We start from the raw sequence: 18,123 nt of genomic DNA, 5'->3' as shown, positions 1-18,123 counted from the left end.
ATGGGCAGGCTCTTCGCGAAGTCCGAGTTGCAAACTAGAGCCCGAAAGCCTTTCGGATCTCTTCTCCGTCGTCAAAATGCCTTTTATCTTTGCCTATGATCTGGTAATCTTCATGTCCCTTCCCGGCAACAAGAAGACAGCCCCCCTCTTTTAAGTGAGAGATCCCGTAAAGGATCGCCTTTGCTCTATCTGCTTCTCTGATCATGGGAGAATATCCGGCGGAAAAGCCTGCTTGAATATCATCCAAGATGCTTTCAGGATTTTCCGTCCTAGGATTATCCGAAGTGAGTATTACCTTGTCCGCAAGTTCTTGGGCTATCTTTGCCATCTTAGGGCGTTTGGTTTTATCTCTATCTCCTCCACAACCGAAAAGAGCGATCAGCTCTTTCGGTTTGGATTTTCGGATACTTCTTAAAATATTCTCCAAAGCATCCGGAGTATGAGCATAGTCCACCACTGCCATTCTAGATCTGTCTTTGCTATAATAGATCTGAAATCTTCCCGGGATCTGGGGAATACTTTCCAAAGCGGAGAGAATCGACTTTTTCTCCCAGCCTAAACCAAGCGCAGTCACAAACGCAAGTGCAGTATTCCTAACGTTGAAACCTCCCAGAAGATTGGTGTTAACTTCAGTATCTCCACCCCAGTCATCCGAAAGTCTGATTTGGTAAGAAGTTTTTTCCAAAGAGAACGCTTCGGAATGGATCTCGAATTCTCCCGAACTTCTCCCAAGAGAGAAAATTTTCAGATCGGGGGAATTAGCCTCTACGACGGATTTAAATTCTCTTCCTCCGGGAGCATCTGAATCTATAACTCCGAAAGTTTCCGGATTTAAGGCTAAGGAAGAAAATAAAAGCGCCTTACTGTTTCTATAATCTTCCATGTTTGGATGAAAATCCAAATGATCCTGAGTAAGATTGGAAAATACTCCGACTTTGAAATGGACTCCGTTCGTTCTTCCCAATTTCAACCCGTGAGAACTCGCTTCCATAAATACATATTCCACTCCTGCATCATACATTTCTTTCAGAATGGATTGTAGGCTGCTTGGATCGGGAGTGGTATACCCTGTGTCCGATAAGATCCCTTTAAATTTAACGCCGGTGGTGCCGATAATCCCGCAGGATTTTCCTTGGGATTCTCCGAGGTAAGCCAAGATATGAGTTAAAGAAGTTTTACCGTTTGTCCCGGTAACTCCGATTACTTTCAGCCTGGAAGAAGGATCCCCCAAAATAAAGGAAGCAATCGGACCGGCCAAACTTTCCGGATCGGAATCGACCTTAAGAACGATCTTATTCTCTAATTTCGGAATCTTTAATTTAGATCCTATTAATATATATTTAGAAGGAGCAGCCTTAGCGTATTCTGCTCCTTTGTCTCCGGAAGAATCGGGGAGGCAGAATAGATCGTTCGGATTTAATTTTCTAGAATCCGTGCGTACAAAGTCGAACGTTTCATCCGAAGTAAAAGATCCTGATATTAGTTGAATATTCGGAAAAAGATTAAGGAGATCTGAAAGTTTCAAGTTCCGCCTCGTTTCTTTCCGGAGGAAGAGTCACTGTGATGATCCGATCTCCAACTGTGATCGGTAAATAATGATATGTCTTACGATAAAGCGCTTCTATTCTCCGGGCAGAAGTATAAGTGGCCATTCCTATCTTTAAGTCGTCATTCTTTTTTAAAAGTTTTTCTTTTTCTTGGGAAGCGATCGCAAGTTCTCGATTTAATCTGGAGACCTGAACATTCTGCCAAACGAATAAAAGTGCAATACTAAATGGAGCGATAATCCAGCCGAACACTCTAAACAAAAATCCGAGGTCGGGCCAAAGACGAAGGGATAGAAATTCGGAAACCCTGCTCATTCTTCTTCGTCCTCCTCTTCTTCATCTTCCATATCGGTAGGAAGCGATTTAAGGATGACACGTAATTTTGCGGAACGAGAGGCCGGATTTTCTTTTGTCTCAGCTTCCGAGGGAAGGACAGGTTTTTTGGTTAGAAGTTTAGCTTCTCCACCTCTTGCATAATCCCTGAATAAATTTTTAACGATCCTATCTTCCAAAGAATGAAAAGAGATCACTTGTAAGAGTCCGCCCTTTGCGACCAGATCCAAAAGTTTTTTGACACCTATTTCAATGTGGAGAAGTTCCTGATTCACTTCTATTCTCAAAGCTTGGAAAACTCTAGTAGCGGGGTGTCTCCCGGGAGGCCAAAACTTTCTGGGGATCACTCTCGAAACTAATTGTGCAAGATCTCCGGAGTAACCGATCCGAGAATGTCTCCTTCTTTCTAAGATCGCTTCTACGATCTTCTTGGTCCAACGCTCTTCTCCATACTCGTAGAAAATTTTACTCAAAGCTTTTTCTGGATAGGTATTGATCACATCTTCCGCAGAAATACCGCCGGAAGATGAAAGTCTCATATCTAGAGGTTCATTTTCCCTGAAACTAAAACCTCTTCCTGCATGTAATAGATGAAATGTAGAAATTCCCAAATCCAAAAGGATACCGTCCGGCGGATTGGAAACACCGAAGCCGTTTAAGAACTCCGGATCTAGATCCGAAAAATTAGCTTCGATAGGAATGATTCTGGAAGAATAAGCGGAAAGTCTTGTTTTGGCCCTGGATAACATGACCGAATCCCGATCCACCAAAACCAATTTGGAATTCGGGAACTGTTCTAAGAGCAGAAGACTATGTCCTCCTTCTCCAGCCGTTCCGTCCAAAAAAAGGAGTTCTCGGTCCTTATCGAATACGGAAAGGAAGAAGGAAAGAATCTCCCGATAGAGCACCGAATAATGGACAGGTTCCAATTCGTTTTCCAAGTTCTACCCGCTTATCCAAAACGCAACCAAGAACCGTGCCGATTTCATATTCTTTCTAGGCTATGTTGGAACTCCTACAATAGTGCCAAACCTATACATACATAATCCCAAATGAGTAAGAGCACAATCTCGCTAACGCGAAAGCACTAAATTCTTGACTGTTCGACTTTACTAGATACAATGCCGGACGTTCTACCTTCTTCATAAATAAAAATCCGCTTTAGTGACAAAGGCTTGAAAGGATTCGTCCGATTGAGCCGACGAATTATTATAACTCTCAGCCTCTATAGGAAGGCCTTATTATAAGTATGCAAAAAAGCAGTTTAAAATTCATTCTTCTAGGCGCGGGCGTCCTTATTCTTACGGTATTAGCGTTATTGATCTCGGGCAACGCCTACTATTTCGGCCAAAAGAAGATCACAGAAAACCATTTAAACCAAATGCAGAATGTGGTAGCGGTGGTCGCTCAAGAGTTCGACGCATTCCTACTTTCTCATACAAATGTAGCTAAAACGTTAGCCGCAGATCCGAGGGCAATACAAACCGCACTTACCGGAAAACCGATTGCCGGAGATTTTTTTAAAGAAGTACACCAAAGATACGGGATCTACGAAAATATTTTCGTGATGAGCCTGGACGGAGAAAAAAGGATCTTAGCTGATAGTTTAGACGGAAAGTCCCTGGGTTACAAAGCCCAAGGGGACGAGTTAAAGGAAAATGTCGCCGCAGTAAAAGAGGGAAAATATTATTTAGGTCCGCCTCAAAAATCTCCTATTACGGGACTGCCTGTTGCAGTGATCTCTGTTCCGATCCGTAACGGTGCGAATATTGTCGGAGTCTTGAACATCGCCCTCTCTTTCGAAGATGTTTCCGAAAAAGTGATTAATAAGATCCGCATCGGGGAACAAGGTTATGTTTCCGTAATGAGCCAAGCTGGGCTCGTGATCGCCCACCCTAAAAAAGAGATGATCATGAACCTTGACGTGGCTAAAGAACCCTACGGCAAAAAAATGCTGGAATTAAAAAGTGGAGAGATTTTCGAATTTAGTTTCAGAGGATCGGATCGTTATTCCACGGTTTCAAGGCTTGACCAATGGAGAATGTCCGTAATCGCTATCCAACCTAAAACTGAGATCAGAGAAGCGTTGGTGGAACTACTTCTCTCTATCGGGATTATCAGCTTAAGCACCGTCGGGATTTCCATTTTCCTACTTTATATTCTTCTAAAGAAGAGGCTGGACCCCTTAGAGAACGCAAGTAAACTTTTCCAAACAATGTCCAAAGGCGACCTAACTGCGGACATTCAAGTCGTATACAACGACGAGATCGGCGCAATGAGTGCTGATCTTAATTCTTTTATTGCGAGCCTACGATCTTCTTTAACTGATATCCAACGGATCGCAATGGAGTTAGCTTCCTCTGCGGAAGAATTGACGGTTTCTTCTCAAAGCTTTGCGACCGGAGCCCAATCCACAGCAGCCTCTTCCGAACAGATGTCCGCCACCGTGGAAGAGATGTCCGCAGGTATGGAAAATATCTCCTCGGTCACCGATAGACAATATTCGAATATATTAGAATTTCATACTAAAATAAAGGAATTATCTTCCGGTGTCAGAAAGATAGGTTCAGAGATCAAAAACACCCTACAAATCGCAGAGTCCATCTCCCAAGAAGCAAAAAAAGGAGAAAGTTCGCTCACCGGAATGAGCAACATGATAGAAAATATCCTAAAATCCTCCGGCGAAATGAAATCTATCATCGGGATCATCAACGATATTTCCGATCAAACACAATTACTTGCATTAAACGCAGCGATAGAAGCGGCAAGAGCTGGAGAAGCGGGAAAAGGATTCGCAGTCGTTGCGGAAGAGATCTCCAAACTTTCCGTCAAAACTGCGTCTTCCATTAAATCAATCGGAGAAATGATCAATAAGAACAATTCCGAATTGGACGAAGGCGCTAAAGGAATTCGTTCTTCCGTAGAGATCCTACATAGCATTATCAAAAACGTAGACTCGGTTGGCGAAGCAATGAACCATCTATTCGAGATTACTTCTGCTCAAGAATCCGTGAACAGATCCGTGGATGAACAATCGGATCGAGTAGGAACGGAAGCTGAAGCAGTAAAACTTGCAACAGATGAACAAAAAAGAGCGGTCAGAGAGATCGCCCAAGTAATCACTCAGATCAACGAGCATACTTTAAATACCGCGTCAGGATCGGAGCAGATGTCCTCATCGGCTCAGAACCTTGCTACTACCGCGGAAGTACTGAAAAATATAACCGAAAAGTTCAAAATATAATTCAATCCGGTCCGAAACAAAAAATGCAAAGAAACAGTTTAAAGATCATCATTCTCGCGGTAAGTACCGTCACAATCGTTCTGCTTACGGTGGGGATCTCATCATTCGCGTACTTTACAGCAAAAAAATATGTGGAAGAAGCTTACATTGACGAGATGAAAAAGATCTCGAGACTTGCCGGAAAACATATTAAGTTTTTTTTCGATCAACAGACTACCTTGGCTGAGTTCGTAAATTCCAATACTCCATTCATCAAAGCGACTATTGCTAAAGATAAAGGCAGCCTGAATCCGACATTAACAAACGTATTCGAAAAATATGATACTTATGAAAACGTATTCTTATCCACCCCTGAGGAAAATCCTTTGGTCTTCGCGGATGCAACAGGAAAGGCAATCAATTTTCGTTGGGGAGGAACTGGCTTCGATTCAAATATTAAGTCTGCCTTAGAAGGGAAAAATCTTTTAAGCAAGGTAAACCGTTCTCCGGTCACTGGAGAGGCAGTTGCCGTCCTTACTGTGCCGACCAAAGACGCAAATAAAGTGGTAGGTATTCTAGGTTTTGCGATCTCTCTCAGCAAAATGACCGAGACCATAGTGAACGGAATCACGATCGGCTCCGACGGTTATATAGCGATCACAGATATGGACGGAGTAGTCGTTGGACACCCTGACAAATCTCTGATCCTAAAATTGGATCTAAGTAAAACGGATTGGGGGAAAAAGTTAATGACCCTTCCTTCCGAACAACATATGGAGTATTTTTTCAAAAAGGACAAAATCGCTACCGTTTATGATGTTCCGGAATACGGCCTTAGAGTTTCCGCAGTCGTATCAAAGGACGAACTCGCAGAAGTAGTCCACCAAATGTTATTTAGGATCATAGCATTTGCACTCGTCTTCTTAATCGTTTCCATATTCATTATCTATAAAATAGTGAATGTTCGCCTTCATCCTTTGCAAGAAGCAAGAGAATTGTTTCGCTCCATGTCTACGGGAGACCTAACAGCGAGCCTAAAAGTTTATCATGAAGATGAGATAGGAGATCTAAGTAAGGACACCAACTCTTTCTTAGAAAGTTTGAGAACTTCAGTAAGAGATATCCAAAAGATCTCCCAGGAACTTGCGGCTTCGGCCGAAGAATTATCCGCAAGTTCGGAAAACTTCTCCAATGGAGCTCAGTCCACTGCGGCCTCTACGGAAGAAATGTCCGCCACAGTGGAAGAAATGTCCGCTGGGATGGATAATATTTCCGGTTCCATTTACAACCAGTACAAGAATATCTCCGAATTTCAGATCAAGATCACAGAACTTTCTCAAAGTGTAAATCAGATCGGAAACGAGGTCCAAGCTACCTTGAACATGGCAAAGTCCATTTCTCACCAGGCTAAAAAAGGAGAAGAATCTCTTTCAGGGATGAACGCAATGATCTCGAATATTCTGAAATCTTCGGGAGAGATGACCGCAATCATCGGGATCATTAACGATATCTCAGAACAAACACAATTACTCGCATTAAACGCAGCGATAGAAGCTGCAAGAGCAGGAGAAGCGGGAAAGGGATTCGCAGTCGTTGCGGAAGAGATCTCCAAACTTTCGGAAAAGACAGCCTCTTCTATCAAATCCATCTCAGCGATGATCACCAAAAATACCGGAGAATTGGATAGCGGAGCCAAAGGGATACAAGCATCTACAGAGATCATTCATGCGATCATCCGGAATGTGGACCAGGTTTCAGACGCTATGGATAGATTGTATTCCATTACAGGGTCCCAAACTGAGATCAACCAGGCAGTGACAGATAACGCAGGAAAAGTAAGAACAGAATCGGAAGCTGTAAAACTATCGACCGATGAACAGAAAAAAGCTGTCTCCGAAATTTCTCAAGTGATCATGCAGATCAACGAACATACGATCAATACTGCCTCCGGAGCGGAACAAATGTCCTCTTCCGCCCGAAATCTCTCCAATACTGCGGAGATACTCAAAAATATCTCGGAAAAATTTAAACTATAATCGTTTAGAAAATTAAACGGATAGATTCACTCGGAAACAGCGGAGAATAGACGGTCTATTCTCCCTGCATCTCTAATTTTAGAAAAACCTTCTTCTTCTAAGAAAGTTTTCGCTTTCAGGCTGCGCCGACCCGATTGGCAATACAGAATGATTTGTTTGTCCTTGGGGCCTAACTCGTCCACCCTCATAGGCAAACTATCGACAGGTATATTGACCGCTCCCGGGAAATGACGTTTTTCATATTCTTCAGGAGTTCTAACATCCACGACGAGCGCGCCCTTTCCCACCCATTCTGCGAGCTCTTTATCTTCTTTGTTCTTGCAGGAAGAAAAAGAAAAAAAAGCAAATATTATAAAAATATAAAATGCTCTAAACATAGGATTTTCCCCGACTAAGATTAAATTTTAGGTTTTTTCTGATACACAGTATGGCCTAAGAACTTATACGCTTCCGAAATCCCAAAAAGAGTTTCAGAATGTCCTATCACCAAAAGACCCCTATCCTTTAGCACATGTTCAAAATTCTCGAAAATTTTCTTTTGAGTTGGTTTATCGAAGTATATGATCACATTCCTACAAAAGATACAATCCACCTTCTCTCGTATCGGATACGGAGTCTCCAAAAGATTTATCTTATGGAATTCGATCATAGATTTGATCTCGGGTTTTACCTGATAGGTATCCTGGTTTTTACCTGAAAGATCTTTTACTTTTAAAAAATATCTTTTCTTAATCGCCTCGCTCACCGGTTCCAAGCGATCCGCTTTGTAAATACCTTCCTGAGCTGTCTGGACCACATTCGTATCGATATCGGATGCAAAAATTTTAATATCCCAACCAGGCTTGTGCATAAAATATTCCGCACAAGTGATGGCGATCGTATAGGGTTCTTCGCCAGTTGAACAAGCACTGGACCAGATACGAAGCTGCTTTTTCCCCGACTTCAAAGCCTTCTCCTCTACCGAAGGGAAGAAGGTCTCCTTTAAAAATTCGAAATGATGATTTTCTCTGAAAAAATCGGTTTTGTTGGTAGTGATACGATTGATAAGTTCGGTAAGTTCACTCTGAAAGAACTTACGGTCGGCTTGCAGACCTCGGATATATTCCGAAACATTCTGCATCTTATGCATCCTGGCCCTAGAATTCAACCTGGACTGGACCATTATCTTTTTATGATCCGCCAGGAATATTCCGGTTTCCTTATACATCAAATCCTTGATGAATTTGAACTCTTCGTCTGTGATCTGTGAGAAACTGGAAAAACTATCATCCATAAATCAACGAATACCCAATGCCTGGTCCAAAGAGACTAACTTAATAATTTCCAATAATTTAGGGCTGACATTGATCGTTTCCAATAAAACTCCCTGGCCCCGGAGACGATTTGCAAAGGCGACCAGCGTCCCTAAAGCGACTGAGGTGAGCACTTGGACCTCATTCAGATCTAAAATTACGGAAGCAGGATTCCCTTCTATATGAGAATTCAAATAGGCACGCAAAGCCTCATGATCACCATTTAGGATCTCATAATCTACTTTGATCAGCATCGGTTTCGACGGACTCATTCCATAGATTGGACGAACTAGTCCCTACCCCGGAATACAGTCGGGAAACAGCCTGGAAAAGGAAAGGAAAAACTAATTTTTCTGGCTTAGAAGGGAAGCGTCGTTTTTCTGGTAAATAGGCTAAAAAAACGGATCTTTTTTCTGGAAAAAAACAGTAAGTGAGAATTGGAATCGTCAAACACCTGAACGCCCGTCCCCTAACCTGGGGATTCGAGCAGAATTCAGAGCATAATGTCGTCCCAGAAAATCCTTCCCTCCTAAAGGACTATCTATTACGGGGCCTGGTAGACGTAGGGTTAATATCCTCCATCGAATGCCTTAGAAACTCGGACGTACTCTCCGTATCCATGAAAGTCGGGGTCTGCGCCTCTTCGCAGGTCCGTTCCATTAAGTTTTTCAAAAATAAGAAGGAAGCCTACCCTCCTTACAGAATCCTCACGGACAACGGTTCCAGGACCAGCATGGCCTTGGTCAGAGTATTAGTACATAACGATTCCGGAAAATTACCGGAAGTAGCTCCCACGGACCCTAAGATCATAAAGGAAGAAATTTCCATTGGACGAGGTTCCCATATGCTTTTCGGGGACAACGCGTTATTCGCCGAATGGGATCCGGATGTTTATGAAGTAAAAGACCTGGCGGAATGGTGGTATGAAACCACTGGGACCTCGTTCATATTCGCACTTTGGGCATCAAAAAAGCCTTTGGAATTACCGGATAGTTTCTATGAGGATTCCTTAAAATACGGGCTCGCACATATCGAAGAGATCATCCAAAAAGAATCCAGACTGCCTTCCGACCTAGTCAGAACCTATCTCACCCAAGAACTACATTACGAAATCACAGAAAGCGATCGAAAAGGTTTTGAACTCTTCGGGAAGTATTGCAGCGAGTTAGGGATTTTGTAACAACACCGCCCAACCCAACAACATGGCGGCAACCCAATTTACACAGACGAAAAATTAACCTAAGTACCAGCTTGTCGACGTTGCCCGAAGGGAAATGTGCCGAAGGCCTTGCGACAAGCACCCAATCTTCACTTAAAGAATTAGTAGACGAATGTAATCCTGTAATCCCAGGACTTGTTCCCCGACTTCTCCACAGTGTCAGCAAGAGGCAATCTGTAGGATAGTCTTCCCAAACTTTGTTCTCCCCGATTCGTATAACAAACAGAAGTGATCGGAAAATTCACTTTGAAGTTAAGCGCATTTCCACGGATCAATCTTAGAGTTTCGCTTAAGACTTTTTTCTCTCCGTCCATCTGCATGGACTCTAGAGATTTACTGATGGAAGGAAATTCCCTTTTGATATAGATCGTATTCGCCTTCTCTTTTTTGATCTGAACATTTCCGAGAAGTACATTCTCCAATTGAGAAATATCGGTGAAGTCTACTTTGTAGGTAACCTTTGCTTTTTCACGGAATGCACCCGGTTCCGCTTCCGAACTTTCTAATTTTTGAAAAGTATAATCTTTTAGTACGAGACTTTTGGAGAAAAATCCTTTGTTCAATCTATTCTGGATCTCTTCTTTTCTGGTGGGAAGGAATTTGATCAGCGATTCTTCCGACTTACGTTTGGTGGGAACCACATAGGAAATTTCTAAAGTGCCGCTTAGGTTGGAATTGATTGTCAAAGTTTCTTCGTATTCGAAGCATCCGAAAAAAAGAAAACAAAGTAATAAAAGCGATTTTTGGAGAAAGCGGATGGAAAAACCCGAACGCATACCTCAATTCGGGAGGAACCTTTCTTTTTCGTCAACGTAAAAGAAAACCCCCGCAGTCGACTGCGGAGGTTTTCGTAAGTCTTTTATTTGGAAATTGGATACGCTTCGTTTCCGTGCTCCAGAATATCCAGACCTTGGATCTCTTCGTCTTCGGAAACTCTTAGACCGATGGTGAATCTGAGTCCTAAGAAGATTACTAAACTTGCTCCGAATGCCCAAACAAATCCGATCCCTACACCTTGTAGCTGAACCAACAATTGGTCGATCCCGCCTCCGAAGAATAAGCCGTTTACTCCGCCAAAAGCCTGCTCTGCAAATAAACCCGCAGCTATAGTTCCCCAAGCGCCGCAAACTCCGTGAACGGAAACCGCTCCCACAGGATCGTCAACTTTGATCTTATCAAAGAATAAAACGCTGAATACTACAAGCACACCGGCTACAAGACCGATGATGATCGCAGAACTAATGCTTACGTTCGCGCAAGGAGCAGTGATCGCCACAAGTCCAGCCAAGGCACCGTTCAAAGTCAGACCTATATCCGGCTTTTTGAAAAGTATCCAGGTCACTATCATGGAAGAAACGGCACCGGCAGCAGCCGCAAAGTTAGTCGTAACTGCGATAATCGCGAAGGTTCCTCCACCTACTGAAGTAGTGGATCCCGGGTTAAATCCGAACCAGCCCAACCAAAGGATAAAGACCCCAAGAGCGGCGATCGTCATGTTATGACCTAAGATAGGAAGAACTTTCCCGTCCTGGTATTTTCCGATACGAGGCCCGAGCACTATGGTTCCGGCAAGTCCTGCCCATCCACCTACTGAGTGGACCACAGTGGAACCTGCAAAATCTATAAATCCCGCTTCTACCAAATAACCTTTGTTATCCGGGTTAAATAAATTGGACCATGCTAAGGAACCGAAAATCGGATATACAAAAGCAGTGATCAATACGGAGAAGATTACGTAATCCACGAACTTAGTCCTTTCCGCCATAGCTCCAGAAACGATGGTCGCTGCAGTTCCTGCGAACACCAACTGGAATATGAAGAATGTAAACTTTCCTGGGTCGGGCTTTCCGTCCACGATCAAAAGACTGTCCGCCAAAGATATGGAACCAAATCCGACACCACTAATAATCTGTGGTCCGAACATGATTGAAAATCCGATTAGCCAGAAAGCCAAAGAGCCCAAGGAGAAGTCCATAAAGTTCTTCATGAGAATGTTTACTGTATTTTTCGCTCTGGTAAATCCGGCTTCGACCAAAGCGAAACCTGCTTGCATAAAAAATACCAAAAAGCCCGCGATACAGGTCCATAACCAGTTCGTTTCATCTCTTAAAGTTGCGACTGCGCTTAACGCGGATTCTGCGGTCGCGGGTGCGGCATCATCGGCCCAAATTCCGCTCGAGGCAAAGGCGAGCGTAAGTAATATCAATATGCGCATATTTTTCCTAAATCTCCTATATATTTTTTAAACACGATTCCTGAACTTCGCTTATTAAATTAAACCGCTTCTTTTCTTTGTTCCGAAACGACTAGATCTCCTGATTTTCTTTTTACTAGTTCCTCCAACTTTTTAAGGGAAATTTTTAAATACTCGTTCGTAGGCGCACTTTTGATCCCTTGTTGTAGGACCTTGATAGCCTTAGGAGTTTCATTATCTTTTAAATAGCATCTAGCTAACCTTAAGCTGGACTTTGCGTATGTATGATCGATCGCAAGAGAACGTTTTAATGCTCTTTTCGCTTCCGGAATATTTTCCAGTTCGTAATACGCTCTTCCTAAGAGATAATGGATATGCTCGGATTCTTCTCCGCTCGTTTTGATATACTTCTCCAAGAACTGAACGCTCTTTTCAAAATTCCTATCTCTGTAATACATTTTTCCGAGAAGTACCAAACTGTCTTTGAGAGACTCGTCCATGGAAAATACTTCCAGCGCCTTATCGTATGCAACTTGGTCTTTCTTTGCTTTTGCGGCAGACTTTGCGAGAGAAAGTAATGTCTTAGCTTTTCCAAGCTCGGGATTACATTGGAGCGCTAATAAAGAAACATCGTCTCCGTTTCTCATATCGCCTTTATATCTTTTGAATCTTCCGATCAAGGAACCGACTAAATCTGCAATATAGATCTTATCTCTTTGCTCTTCTATGGTGGATTTTTCTTGGCGGATCCATTCTATAAAACGTTGGTTTCCCAACTCTTGGCGTTGCTCATTCTTCTGTTCCGTAATACCGTCCGTAGGAAGGAACAGGATATCGCCGGGAAGTATCCTTCCATGTTTCTCTTCGAAATTACTTCTTTCTACTTCGAAAATACCGAGAGGAACTCCTTGGGTATCCAACTCTTCTATCCTTCCATGACCGTTATGGTAATGTAGCATTTTTTGATGAGCCGCATTCACGTAGGAATACGTATAGTCGCTATAAACTTTTAGGATGAACGCGGTAAAATAAGTCCCATCCGGAAGCTGTGGCCGAATGGATTCACCCAACTCGGCCAAAGTTTCGGATAGTCCCATACCAAGGGAAGTACAACGTTGGAATTGATAGTGGATGGACATCGTGACTAACGCAGCCGGAATACCGTGCCCCGATACGTCCACTATGATCGCGGTGATAGAGTTTCCTTGTCTGACTACGTTAAAATAATCTCCGGAAACCTCTGTCATAGGCTCATAATAAGTTCCGAAATGTAAACCGTTCCAAGGAGCGATCGCGGTCTCTACGATCTGGCTCTGAACGTTACGGCCCATTCTCATATCCCATTCCAATTGTTTTAGGATCTGGGCCTCTCTTTCGTTCGCGTGGACCAAACCTTGGATCAAACGGACACTTGTGATCGCAAGGGCAAGTTGGGAACCTAGAGCTTCTAAGATTTCAAGATCGTCTTCTCTATAAAAAAACTCGGTGTCCGATTCCACAGCGATCGTCCCGAGACAATCTTCTTTGTACATGATCGGAACGCACATAACGGCCCGAGTGGTTTCCCCCTCGTCTATATATTCCGCGTGATGGGTTAAGTCCTGAATGAGCAAAGGCATACGGGTCTTAAAAGTGAATCCCGAATAACCCTCATCCTGACTAAGGTCCCGACGAGGAGGTATAGTTTCTTTAAAGAAGCGAGAAGGGACCAAAAGATTTCCCTTCCACATCCTGAGAGTGGTATTATCGCACTCGAAGATGTCCTTACAGAGGCTGATCACGATATCGTAAAGTTCCTCTTCCTTATCCGCGTTCGCGAATTCCTTGCTGATATAAAGAAGGATATCGATCTTATTCTTCTCGGTTAAACCTCCGACGACCTTCCTTGCCCCGCGAAAGTTAACTACTTTTCTTTGCCCAAATTTAAGTTCTATCATGGTCAAGCACCTCTACGTATCCGATTCTTTTTCTCTTTGGATTCGTTTCGCTCTACCGATATCTTATGCAATTAGCGTACCAATTCTCCAAATTCAACTATTATGCATAATTTGTGGGTACAATTTTGGAATATGTTTATTATCTAAGCATATTTATATTGAGACATACTTAGGATTTGGTGAGATATGAGGAAGAATGCCACTCTTTTAAGGTGGCAATTTCTGAATTATGTCGTGTTTAGGCCCGAACTTTACGCCCGAATTTTCGTTTTAACTTCAAAAACCAGCTCTGCTTTTTCGAAGTTCCATGTTCTCTCAAGAAGGCATCGACCTTAGGAAACACATCGTCTTCCGCCTTCTCGGCTAGGATCAAGCAGCCATGACCATAATCGTCACTTGCCCCTTCTTCCTTGGAGATCACATAAAATTTTTTGATCTTAGCTCCCGCTCTTTCGTATACAAATCGGACAGTGTCAGGGGTTGCGATCGCATCGTTTGCACCTGCAATAAACAGACTAGGAACAGTGATTTCTTTTTGCAGATCTATATAATCATAGAATCCGTTGAGGGAGCTCATCCTCTTCGTCTCTATCCAAGACATGAATTGTTCTATCAGTCCTTCGCTGATATTTTCGACCGCGTTTTTCATTACCTTCTTAACGATTCTAGGTCGGGTCGCTTTAGGATTATAAAGTATCTGATCGATTGGTGTGTAGATCTCTCCGGCTAAAGGTGCGAGCATAGAAGCACCGAACTTCAGATCCAAAACTTTTCTGGCACGAGGAAATCTAGAAAGTAAACCGATAAGGCTTAGGCCAAGATGATTCAAATTCCCCGGCCCGCTCAGAGAAACAAAGCTTGCGATCTTTTCCTTTTCGGACTTAGAAACGGTCCCTAAGTATGAATAGAAGATCATGGCGCCCATAGAATGGCCAACCCAGTTCACACGTTTACTCTCCGTCAGAGAAAGCACTTTGGAAATGATCGCAGGAACATCATATTTTACTAAATCATCAAAAGTAAAATCCTCGTAACCTCCACTACTTTCATGGTAGGAACTCCCGGCACCTCTCAAAGAAACTGCAAATACTTCGTAACCTCTCAGTTTCAGATAATATGGAAGAGAATGTCTTTTGTCCAAATCGATCACATACTTATTCGTAGCGATCCCATGCACCACGATGACTGGAGCGAGTTCAGGATTCGGAATCGGTGGAATATGCCTATGTAAAGCTATATTCCACCCGTCTTTGGTCTTTGCAAAATGGAGTTCGTCCGCAATATCTTCCTGTCCGTATAAGCGGGAGAACCAGTCTAATAAAACTGGATATAAAAGAAGTACTGCTATCAAGAATAAGGAAAATAGGATTGCTAGGGAAGAAGCAAAGACCGCAAAAAATATGATCGCGAAAAACGTAGTGATCAGATAAAAGGGGCCTCTTCTATTTTTCAGGATTGCGATCACAACAGGAGAGGATCACTGAGACAATACGAATGTCAAGTATTCCCAAACATGCTTGCATGGATTTTTAACCGGATTAAGATGACGAAATAGTTTCTCCAATGGATAAAAAGTTAGACTACAGACTTTATCGCTCCCCCTCCGGCTGGTACAGCATGGTGATCCCAGGCCATTGGCAAAATATTGTGATCGAAGGTATTCCGGCCTTTTTCGAGGAGAATGGCGCAGGCGCTATGCAAGTTTATGCTTTCGAGAATAAAGAAGGCAGCTTCGAACCGGAACAAGAATTAGAAAGATATCTCGCGACCCATAAAATAGAATATGTAAGAGAAATGGCTGCCTTTTTCGAAAACAACGAAGGTTCCAAGATCATCGCTTGCGAATTCTTAAAGGAAGATGGAAGACATTGGATGGTCTATCTGGTCTCCGCTAAAAAAAGAATGATCTTAATCACTTATAATGGGGACGAGGAGCCTACCGAGGATTTGGCGGAACAATTAACCACTGTGGTCAGCTCCATTCGTATCCAAGAATAGTTCAGTCTATCTTCAGTGTAGACTGAACCGCTCTATGCCAGCGTTCCAATTTTAATTCTCTGAATTTTGGATCCATCTTAGGTTTGAAAATTTTATAACCTCTTTCCAATTTACTCAACTCCTCTAAACTTTTCCAATAACCAGAACCGAGTCCTGCAAGATAAGCGGCGCCGGTAGCTGTCATATCAGGCTCAGGTGCACGTTTTACTTCCACATTGCAAAAATCCGCAAGACATTGTAGTAGTATATCCGATTGAGAAACTCCTCCGTCTACCATGATGGACTTTACCAAAACATTGGTGTCCTTCTTGATTCCTTCCAGTATATCAAATAAAGATAATGCAATCCCTTCCAGCACCGCTCTTGCTACATGTCTTCTATGAGTTGCAAGAGATAATCCGAATACGGAAGCCTTTGCATTCGGATTAAAATGGGGATATCTCATCCCGGAAGCGGTCGGAACGAATACAACCCCCTCTGTATCGTTTGTTTGAGAAGCAAGTTCGTTCAAAACTTTCGGAGTATCGGAAAGACCGATACCTTTTCCAAGCCAGTCGATCAGAGTTCCTACGGTTCCAGTATAACCTTCTAACATATAAGTTGCTTTTCCGTTCAGTCTCCAAGCAACGAGTGGGAACAAACCTCTTTTAGAAATTTTAGGTTTATCTCCCATATTCATATCTACGAATGCACCTGAGCCTTGAGAAATTTTGACCCCGCCTTTTTCGAAACATGCATGTCCAAATAAAGCCGCCATCTGATCTCCCACAACGGCTCTGATTGGGATCCCGACTCCGAATAAAGAAGGATCTGTAGTTCCGAAATCAGCAGCAGTATCTTTTACATGCGGAAAAATTCTCATAGGGATCCCGAAGATCCCACAAAGAGGAGCATTCCATTGCAATTGGAAAGGATTAAACATTCCGGTCACGGTAGCGTTAGAAGGATCGCTGATATGTTCTTTTCCTTTTGTAAGTTTATATACAAACCAAGTATCTAATGTGCCGAAAAGTATCTCGCCGTTCTTTGCTCTCTTTCTAAGTTCCGGATTTTTGTCGAACGCCCATTTCAAACGAACCGAAGCATGATCCGTTGTGAACTTGAGCATATATGTTGCGATCAACATTGGATTGCCTGTAATCGCTCCTAAAATCCTAGAAACGAATTGGATCACTTTCCAGATCTTATTTGAATTCATTTCTTCAGAAGTTTTGCCGGCTCTTACATCCGCCCAGCTGATCAGCTTAGTTAAAGGTTTGCCTGTAGATTTATCCCAAAGAAGAAATGATCCTCTCTGGTTACAGATACCAAGTGCATCCACATTCACCGCTTGGAACTTTTTGTTCTTAAAGGTTTTTTTGAGGATAGAGACAAGTGCTTGCCAAAGTTTTTCCGGATCATGCTCCAAGGCTCCGGGCTCACTTACGATAGGGGGAGTCTTTTCGTATTGGCGAGAGACAATTCTGCCTTTCTTATCGAATAAGATAGCTCGGATCCCGCTTCCTCCACTATCGATAGAAAGAATATATTTTTCTTTTGTGGCAGCCATGACTCTCTCCAATTTTTACTGAGGTAGAATCCTCTAGGATTCGGCTGCGTCAATAAAAAAGCCGCCATGAGGCGGCCTTAACTCGAAGGGATCTCAAGCTTCGCTTACAAGCACACTCTTGAGATGGTTCATTAGATTGGACTCTCTTTCATGCACGATGTCTTTAGGCATCTTATGATAGATCCTTTCTCTAGATTTCTCATCCAGTTTGCCTAGGATCATTCCCATAAAGCCAGGTTCGGAAACCAAAATAAAATTGGAGAAGGAGTCCTTCTTTCTTTCCAAGTTCATAAAATCGCTAAGTTTGCCGGCAAACGCCGCAGCTACCCTTTTTTTCGGTTCGTGAAAGAAGTCAAAATCAGATCTTGAAGCCTGACCGGCTCCGGTAACTAAATCCGAGTTTCGGAGTCGGCCTTCGGGATTCTCCATTGTTTGCACCAGCTTCAAACCGTTAGTCGGTCCTTGGTATTCGAAAATTTTTGCCTCGCTTCGGTTTGCAACCACCACCCATTTTTTCTTCATACTTTACCCTCCTATTCATGAAACTTGCCGTAGCCTAAAGATACGGATTTGGCGAAGATAGTTTTAACCCAAGGAAGAAGACCTATCAATTACTTTTCCCAAAACCTTCTTCTTTAAGGATTAGAAAAATGAAATATACTTTCTGTGTTAAAATGGAATCTCTCTAAATCCAAAATCCTTCTGAAGATATAGAATTTCGGCGGACAAATATCGCTCCTCCGGACAGCCAAAATGCCCGACTTTTCAGGAATTCTTTAGTGGACTTTTTCTTAT

At 42.8% G+C, this 18,123-nt stretch carries 16 protein-coding genes; 4 read left to right on the top strand and 12 right to left on the bottom strand.

Going from position 1 to position 18,123, the window contains the following annotated elements:
- Positions 1-34: 34 nt before the first annotated feature.
- From LEP1GSC185_RS07050 to rsmH, 3 genes are read right to left on the bottom strand one after another with little or no spacing between them, the layout of a single operon-like run.
- Positions 35-1,525: a UDP-N-acetylmuramoyl-L-alanyl-D-glutamate--2,6-diaminopimelate ligase gene (locus tag LEP1GSC185_RS07050; protein WP_008593739.1), complete on the bottom strand. Its 1,491-nt coding sequence runs from the start codon at positions 1,523-1,525 to the stop codon at positions 35-37.
- Positions 1,503-1,862, bottom strand: coding sequence for an FtsB/FtsL family cell division protein (locus LEP1GSC185_RS07045; RefSeq protein WP_008594785.1), 360 nt, complete (start codon positions 1,860-1,862; stop codon positions 1,503-1,505). Before LEP1GSC185_RS07045 ends, LEP1GSC185_RS07050 begins: the two co-directional genes overlap by 23 nt.
- Positions 1,859-2,821, bottom strand: coding sequence for a 16S rRNA (cytosine(1402)-N(4))-methyltransferase RsmH (gene rsmH, locus LEP1GSC185_RS07040; protein WP_008594702.1), 963 nt, complete (start codon positions 2,819-2,821; stop codon positions 1,859-1,861). Before rsmH ends, LEP1GSC185_RS07045 begins: the two co-directional genes overlap by 4 nt.
- A gap of 308 nt (positions 2,822-3,129) precedes the next feature.
- Here rsmH and LEP1GSC185_RS07035 point away from each other — a divergent pair, with 308 nt between their 5' ends.
- Positions 3,130-5,124 (top strand): methyl-accepting chemotaxis protein, encoded by a 1,995-nt coding sequence (locus tag LEP1GSC185_RS07035; protein ID WP_008595731.1) that lies wholly within the window; start codon positions 3,130-3,132, stop codon positions 5,122-5,124.
- A gap of 23 nt (positions 5,125-5,147) precedes the next feature.
- On the top strand, positions 5,148-7,139 hold the full coding sequence (locus LEP1GSC185_RS07030; RefSeq protein WP_008594921.1) for a methyl-accepting chemotaxis protein: 1,992 nt from the start codon (positions 5,148-5,150) through the stop codon (positions 7,137-7,139).
- A gap of 26 nt (positions 7,140-7,165) precedes the next feature.
- Here the strand turns inward: LEP1GSC185_RS07030 and LEP1GSC185_RS07025 are convergent, their stop codons facing one another.
- The 3 genes from LEP1GSC185_RS07025 to LEP1GSC185_RS07015 are packed head-to-tail and all read right to left on the bottom strand — an operon-like array spanning position 7,166 to position 8,685.
- A complete protein-coding gene (locus tag LEP1GSC185_RS07025; RefSeq protein ID WP_008593600.1) occupies positions 7,166-7,516 on the bottom strand; it encodes a rhodanese-like domain-containing protein in 351 nt (116 codons plus the stop codon).
- Positions 7,517-7,536: 20 nt separating this feature from the next.
- Entirely contained in the window at positions 7,537-8,412 is an 876-nt protein-coding gene (locus LEP1GSC185_RS07020; RefSeq protein WP_008595428.1) for a CheR family methyltransferase, read from the bottom strand.
- 3 nt (positions 8,413-8,415) lie between these two features.
- Positions 8,416-8,685 carry an STAS domain-containing protein gene (locus tag LEP1GSC185_RS07015; protein ID WP_008593872.1) on the bottom strand — a complete coding sequence of 90 codons (270 nt, stop codon included), beginning with the start codon at positions 8,683-8,685 and terminating at the stop codon, positions 8,416-8,418.
- A 176-nt stretch (positions 8,686-8,861) separates the two neighbouring features.
- Between LEP1GSC185_RS07015 and LEP1GSC185_RS07010 the strand changes: the two genes are divergently transcribed.
- Positions 8,862-9,611, top strand: a complete 750-nt coding sequence (locus LEP1GSC185_RS07010; protein WP_008596054.1) for a menaquinone biosynthetic enzyme MqnA/MqnD family protein — start codon at positions 8,862-8,864, stop codon at positions 9,609-9,611.
- Positions 9,612-9,751: 140 nt separating this feature from the next.
- Here LEP1GSC185_RS07010 and LEP1GSC185_RS07005 read toward each other — a convergent pair whose 3' ends face one another.
- The 4 genes from LEP1GSC185_RS07005 to LEP1GSC185_RS06990 all read right to left on the bottom strand — a co-directional run bounded on the left by LEP1GSC185_RS07005 (position 9,752) and on the right by LEP1GSC185_RS06990 (position 15,246).
- Positions 9,752-10,426 (bottom strand): LIC11874 family lipoprotein, encoded by a 675-nt coding sequence (locus LEP1GSC185_RS07005; protein WP_008594545.1) that lies wholly within the window; start codon positions 10,424-10,426, stop codon positions 9,752-9,754.
- 83 nt (positions 10,427-10,509) lie between these two features.
- A complete protein-coding gene (locus LEP1GSC185_RS07000; protein WP_010513555.1) occupies positions 10,510-11,865 on the bottom strand; it encodes an ammonium transporter in 1,356 nt (451 codons plus the stop codon).
- Positions 11,866-11,924: 59 nt separating this feature from the next.
- Positions 11,925-13,781: a SpoIIE family protein phosphatase gene (locus LEP1GSC185_RS06995; RefSeq protein ID WP_008594770.1), complete on the bottom strand. Its 1,857-nt coding sequence runs from the start codon at positions 13,779-13,781 to the stop codon at positions 11,925-11,927.
- A gap of 238 nt (positions 13,782-14,019) precedes the next feature.
- Complete coding sequence (locus LEP1GSC185_RS06990; RefSeq protein WP_008594781.1) at positions 14,020-15,246, bottom strand: alpha/beta fold hydrolase; 1,227 nt, start codon at positions 15,244-15,246, stop codon at positions 14,020-14,022.
- A 98-nt stretch (positions 15,247-15,344) separates the two neighbouring features.
- Between LEP1GSC185_RS06990 and LEP1GSC185_RS06985 the strand changes: the two genes are divergently transcribed.
- Positions 15,345-15,779 (top strand): hypothetical protein, encoded by a 435-nt coding sequence (locus LEP1GSC185_RS06985; protein WP_008596391.1) that lies wholly within the window; start codon positions 15,345-15,347, stop codon positions 15,777-15,779.
- Between the two features lies 1 nt (position 15,780).
- On the opposite strand, the gene LEP1GSC185_RS06980 is transcribed toward LEP1GSC185_RS06985, so the two are convergent.
- Positions 15,781-17,328 carry a glycerol kinase 5 gene (locus LEP1GSC185_RS06980; protein WP_008595774.1) on the bottom strand — a complete coding sequence of 516 codons (1,548 nt, stop codon included), beginning with the start codon at positions 17,326-17,328 and terminating at the stop codon, positions 15,781-15,783.
- 93 nt (positions 17,329-17,421) lie between these two features.
- Positions 17,422-17,850, bottom strand: a complete 429-nt coding sequence (locus tag LEP1GSC185_RS06975; RefSeq protein ID WP_008594114.1) for a host attachment protein — start codon at positions 17,848-17,850, stop codon at positions 17,422-17,424.
- Positions 17,851-18,123: the final 273 nt, after the last annotated feature.

The organism is Leptospira licerasiae serovar Varillal str. VAR 010 (assembly GCF_000244755.1).
Lineage (GTDB): Bacteria > Spirochaetota > Leptospiria > Leptospirales > Leptospiraceae > Leptospira_B > Leptospira_B licerasiae.
Note: the sequence above shows the minus strand (reverse complement) of the source record. Positions and strands in the feature narration are given on the sequence as shown.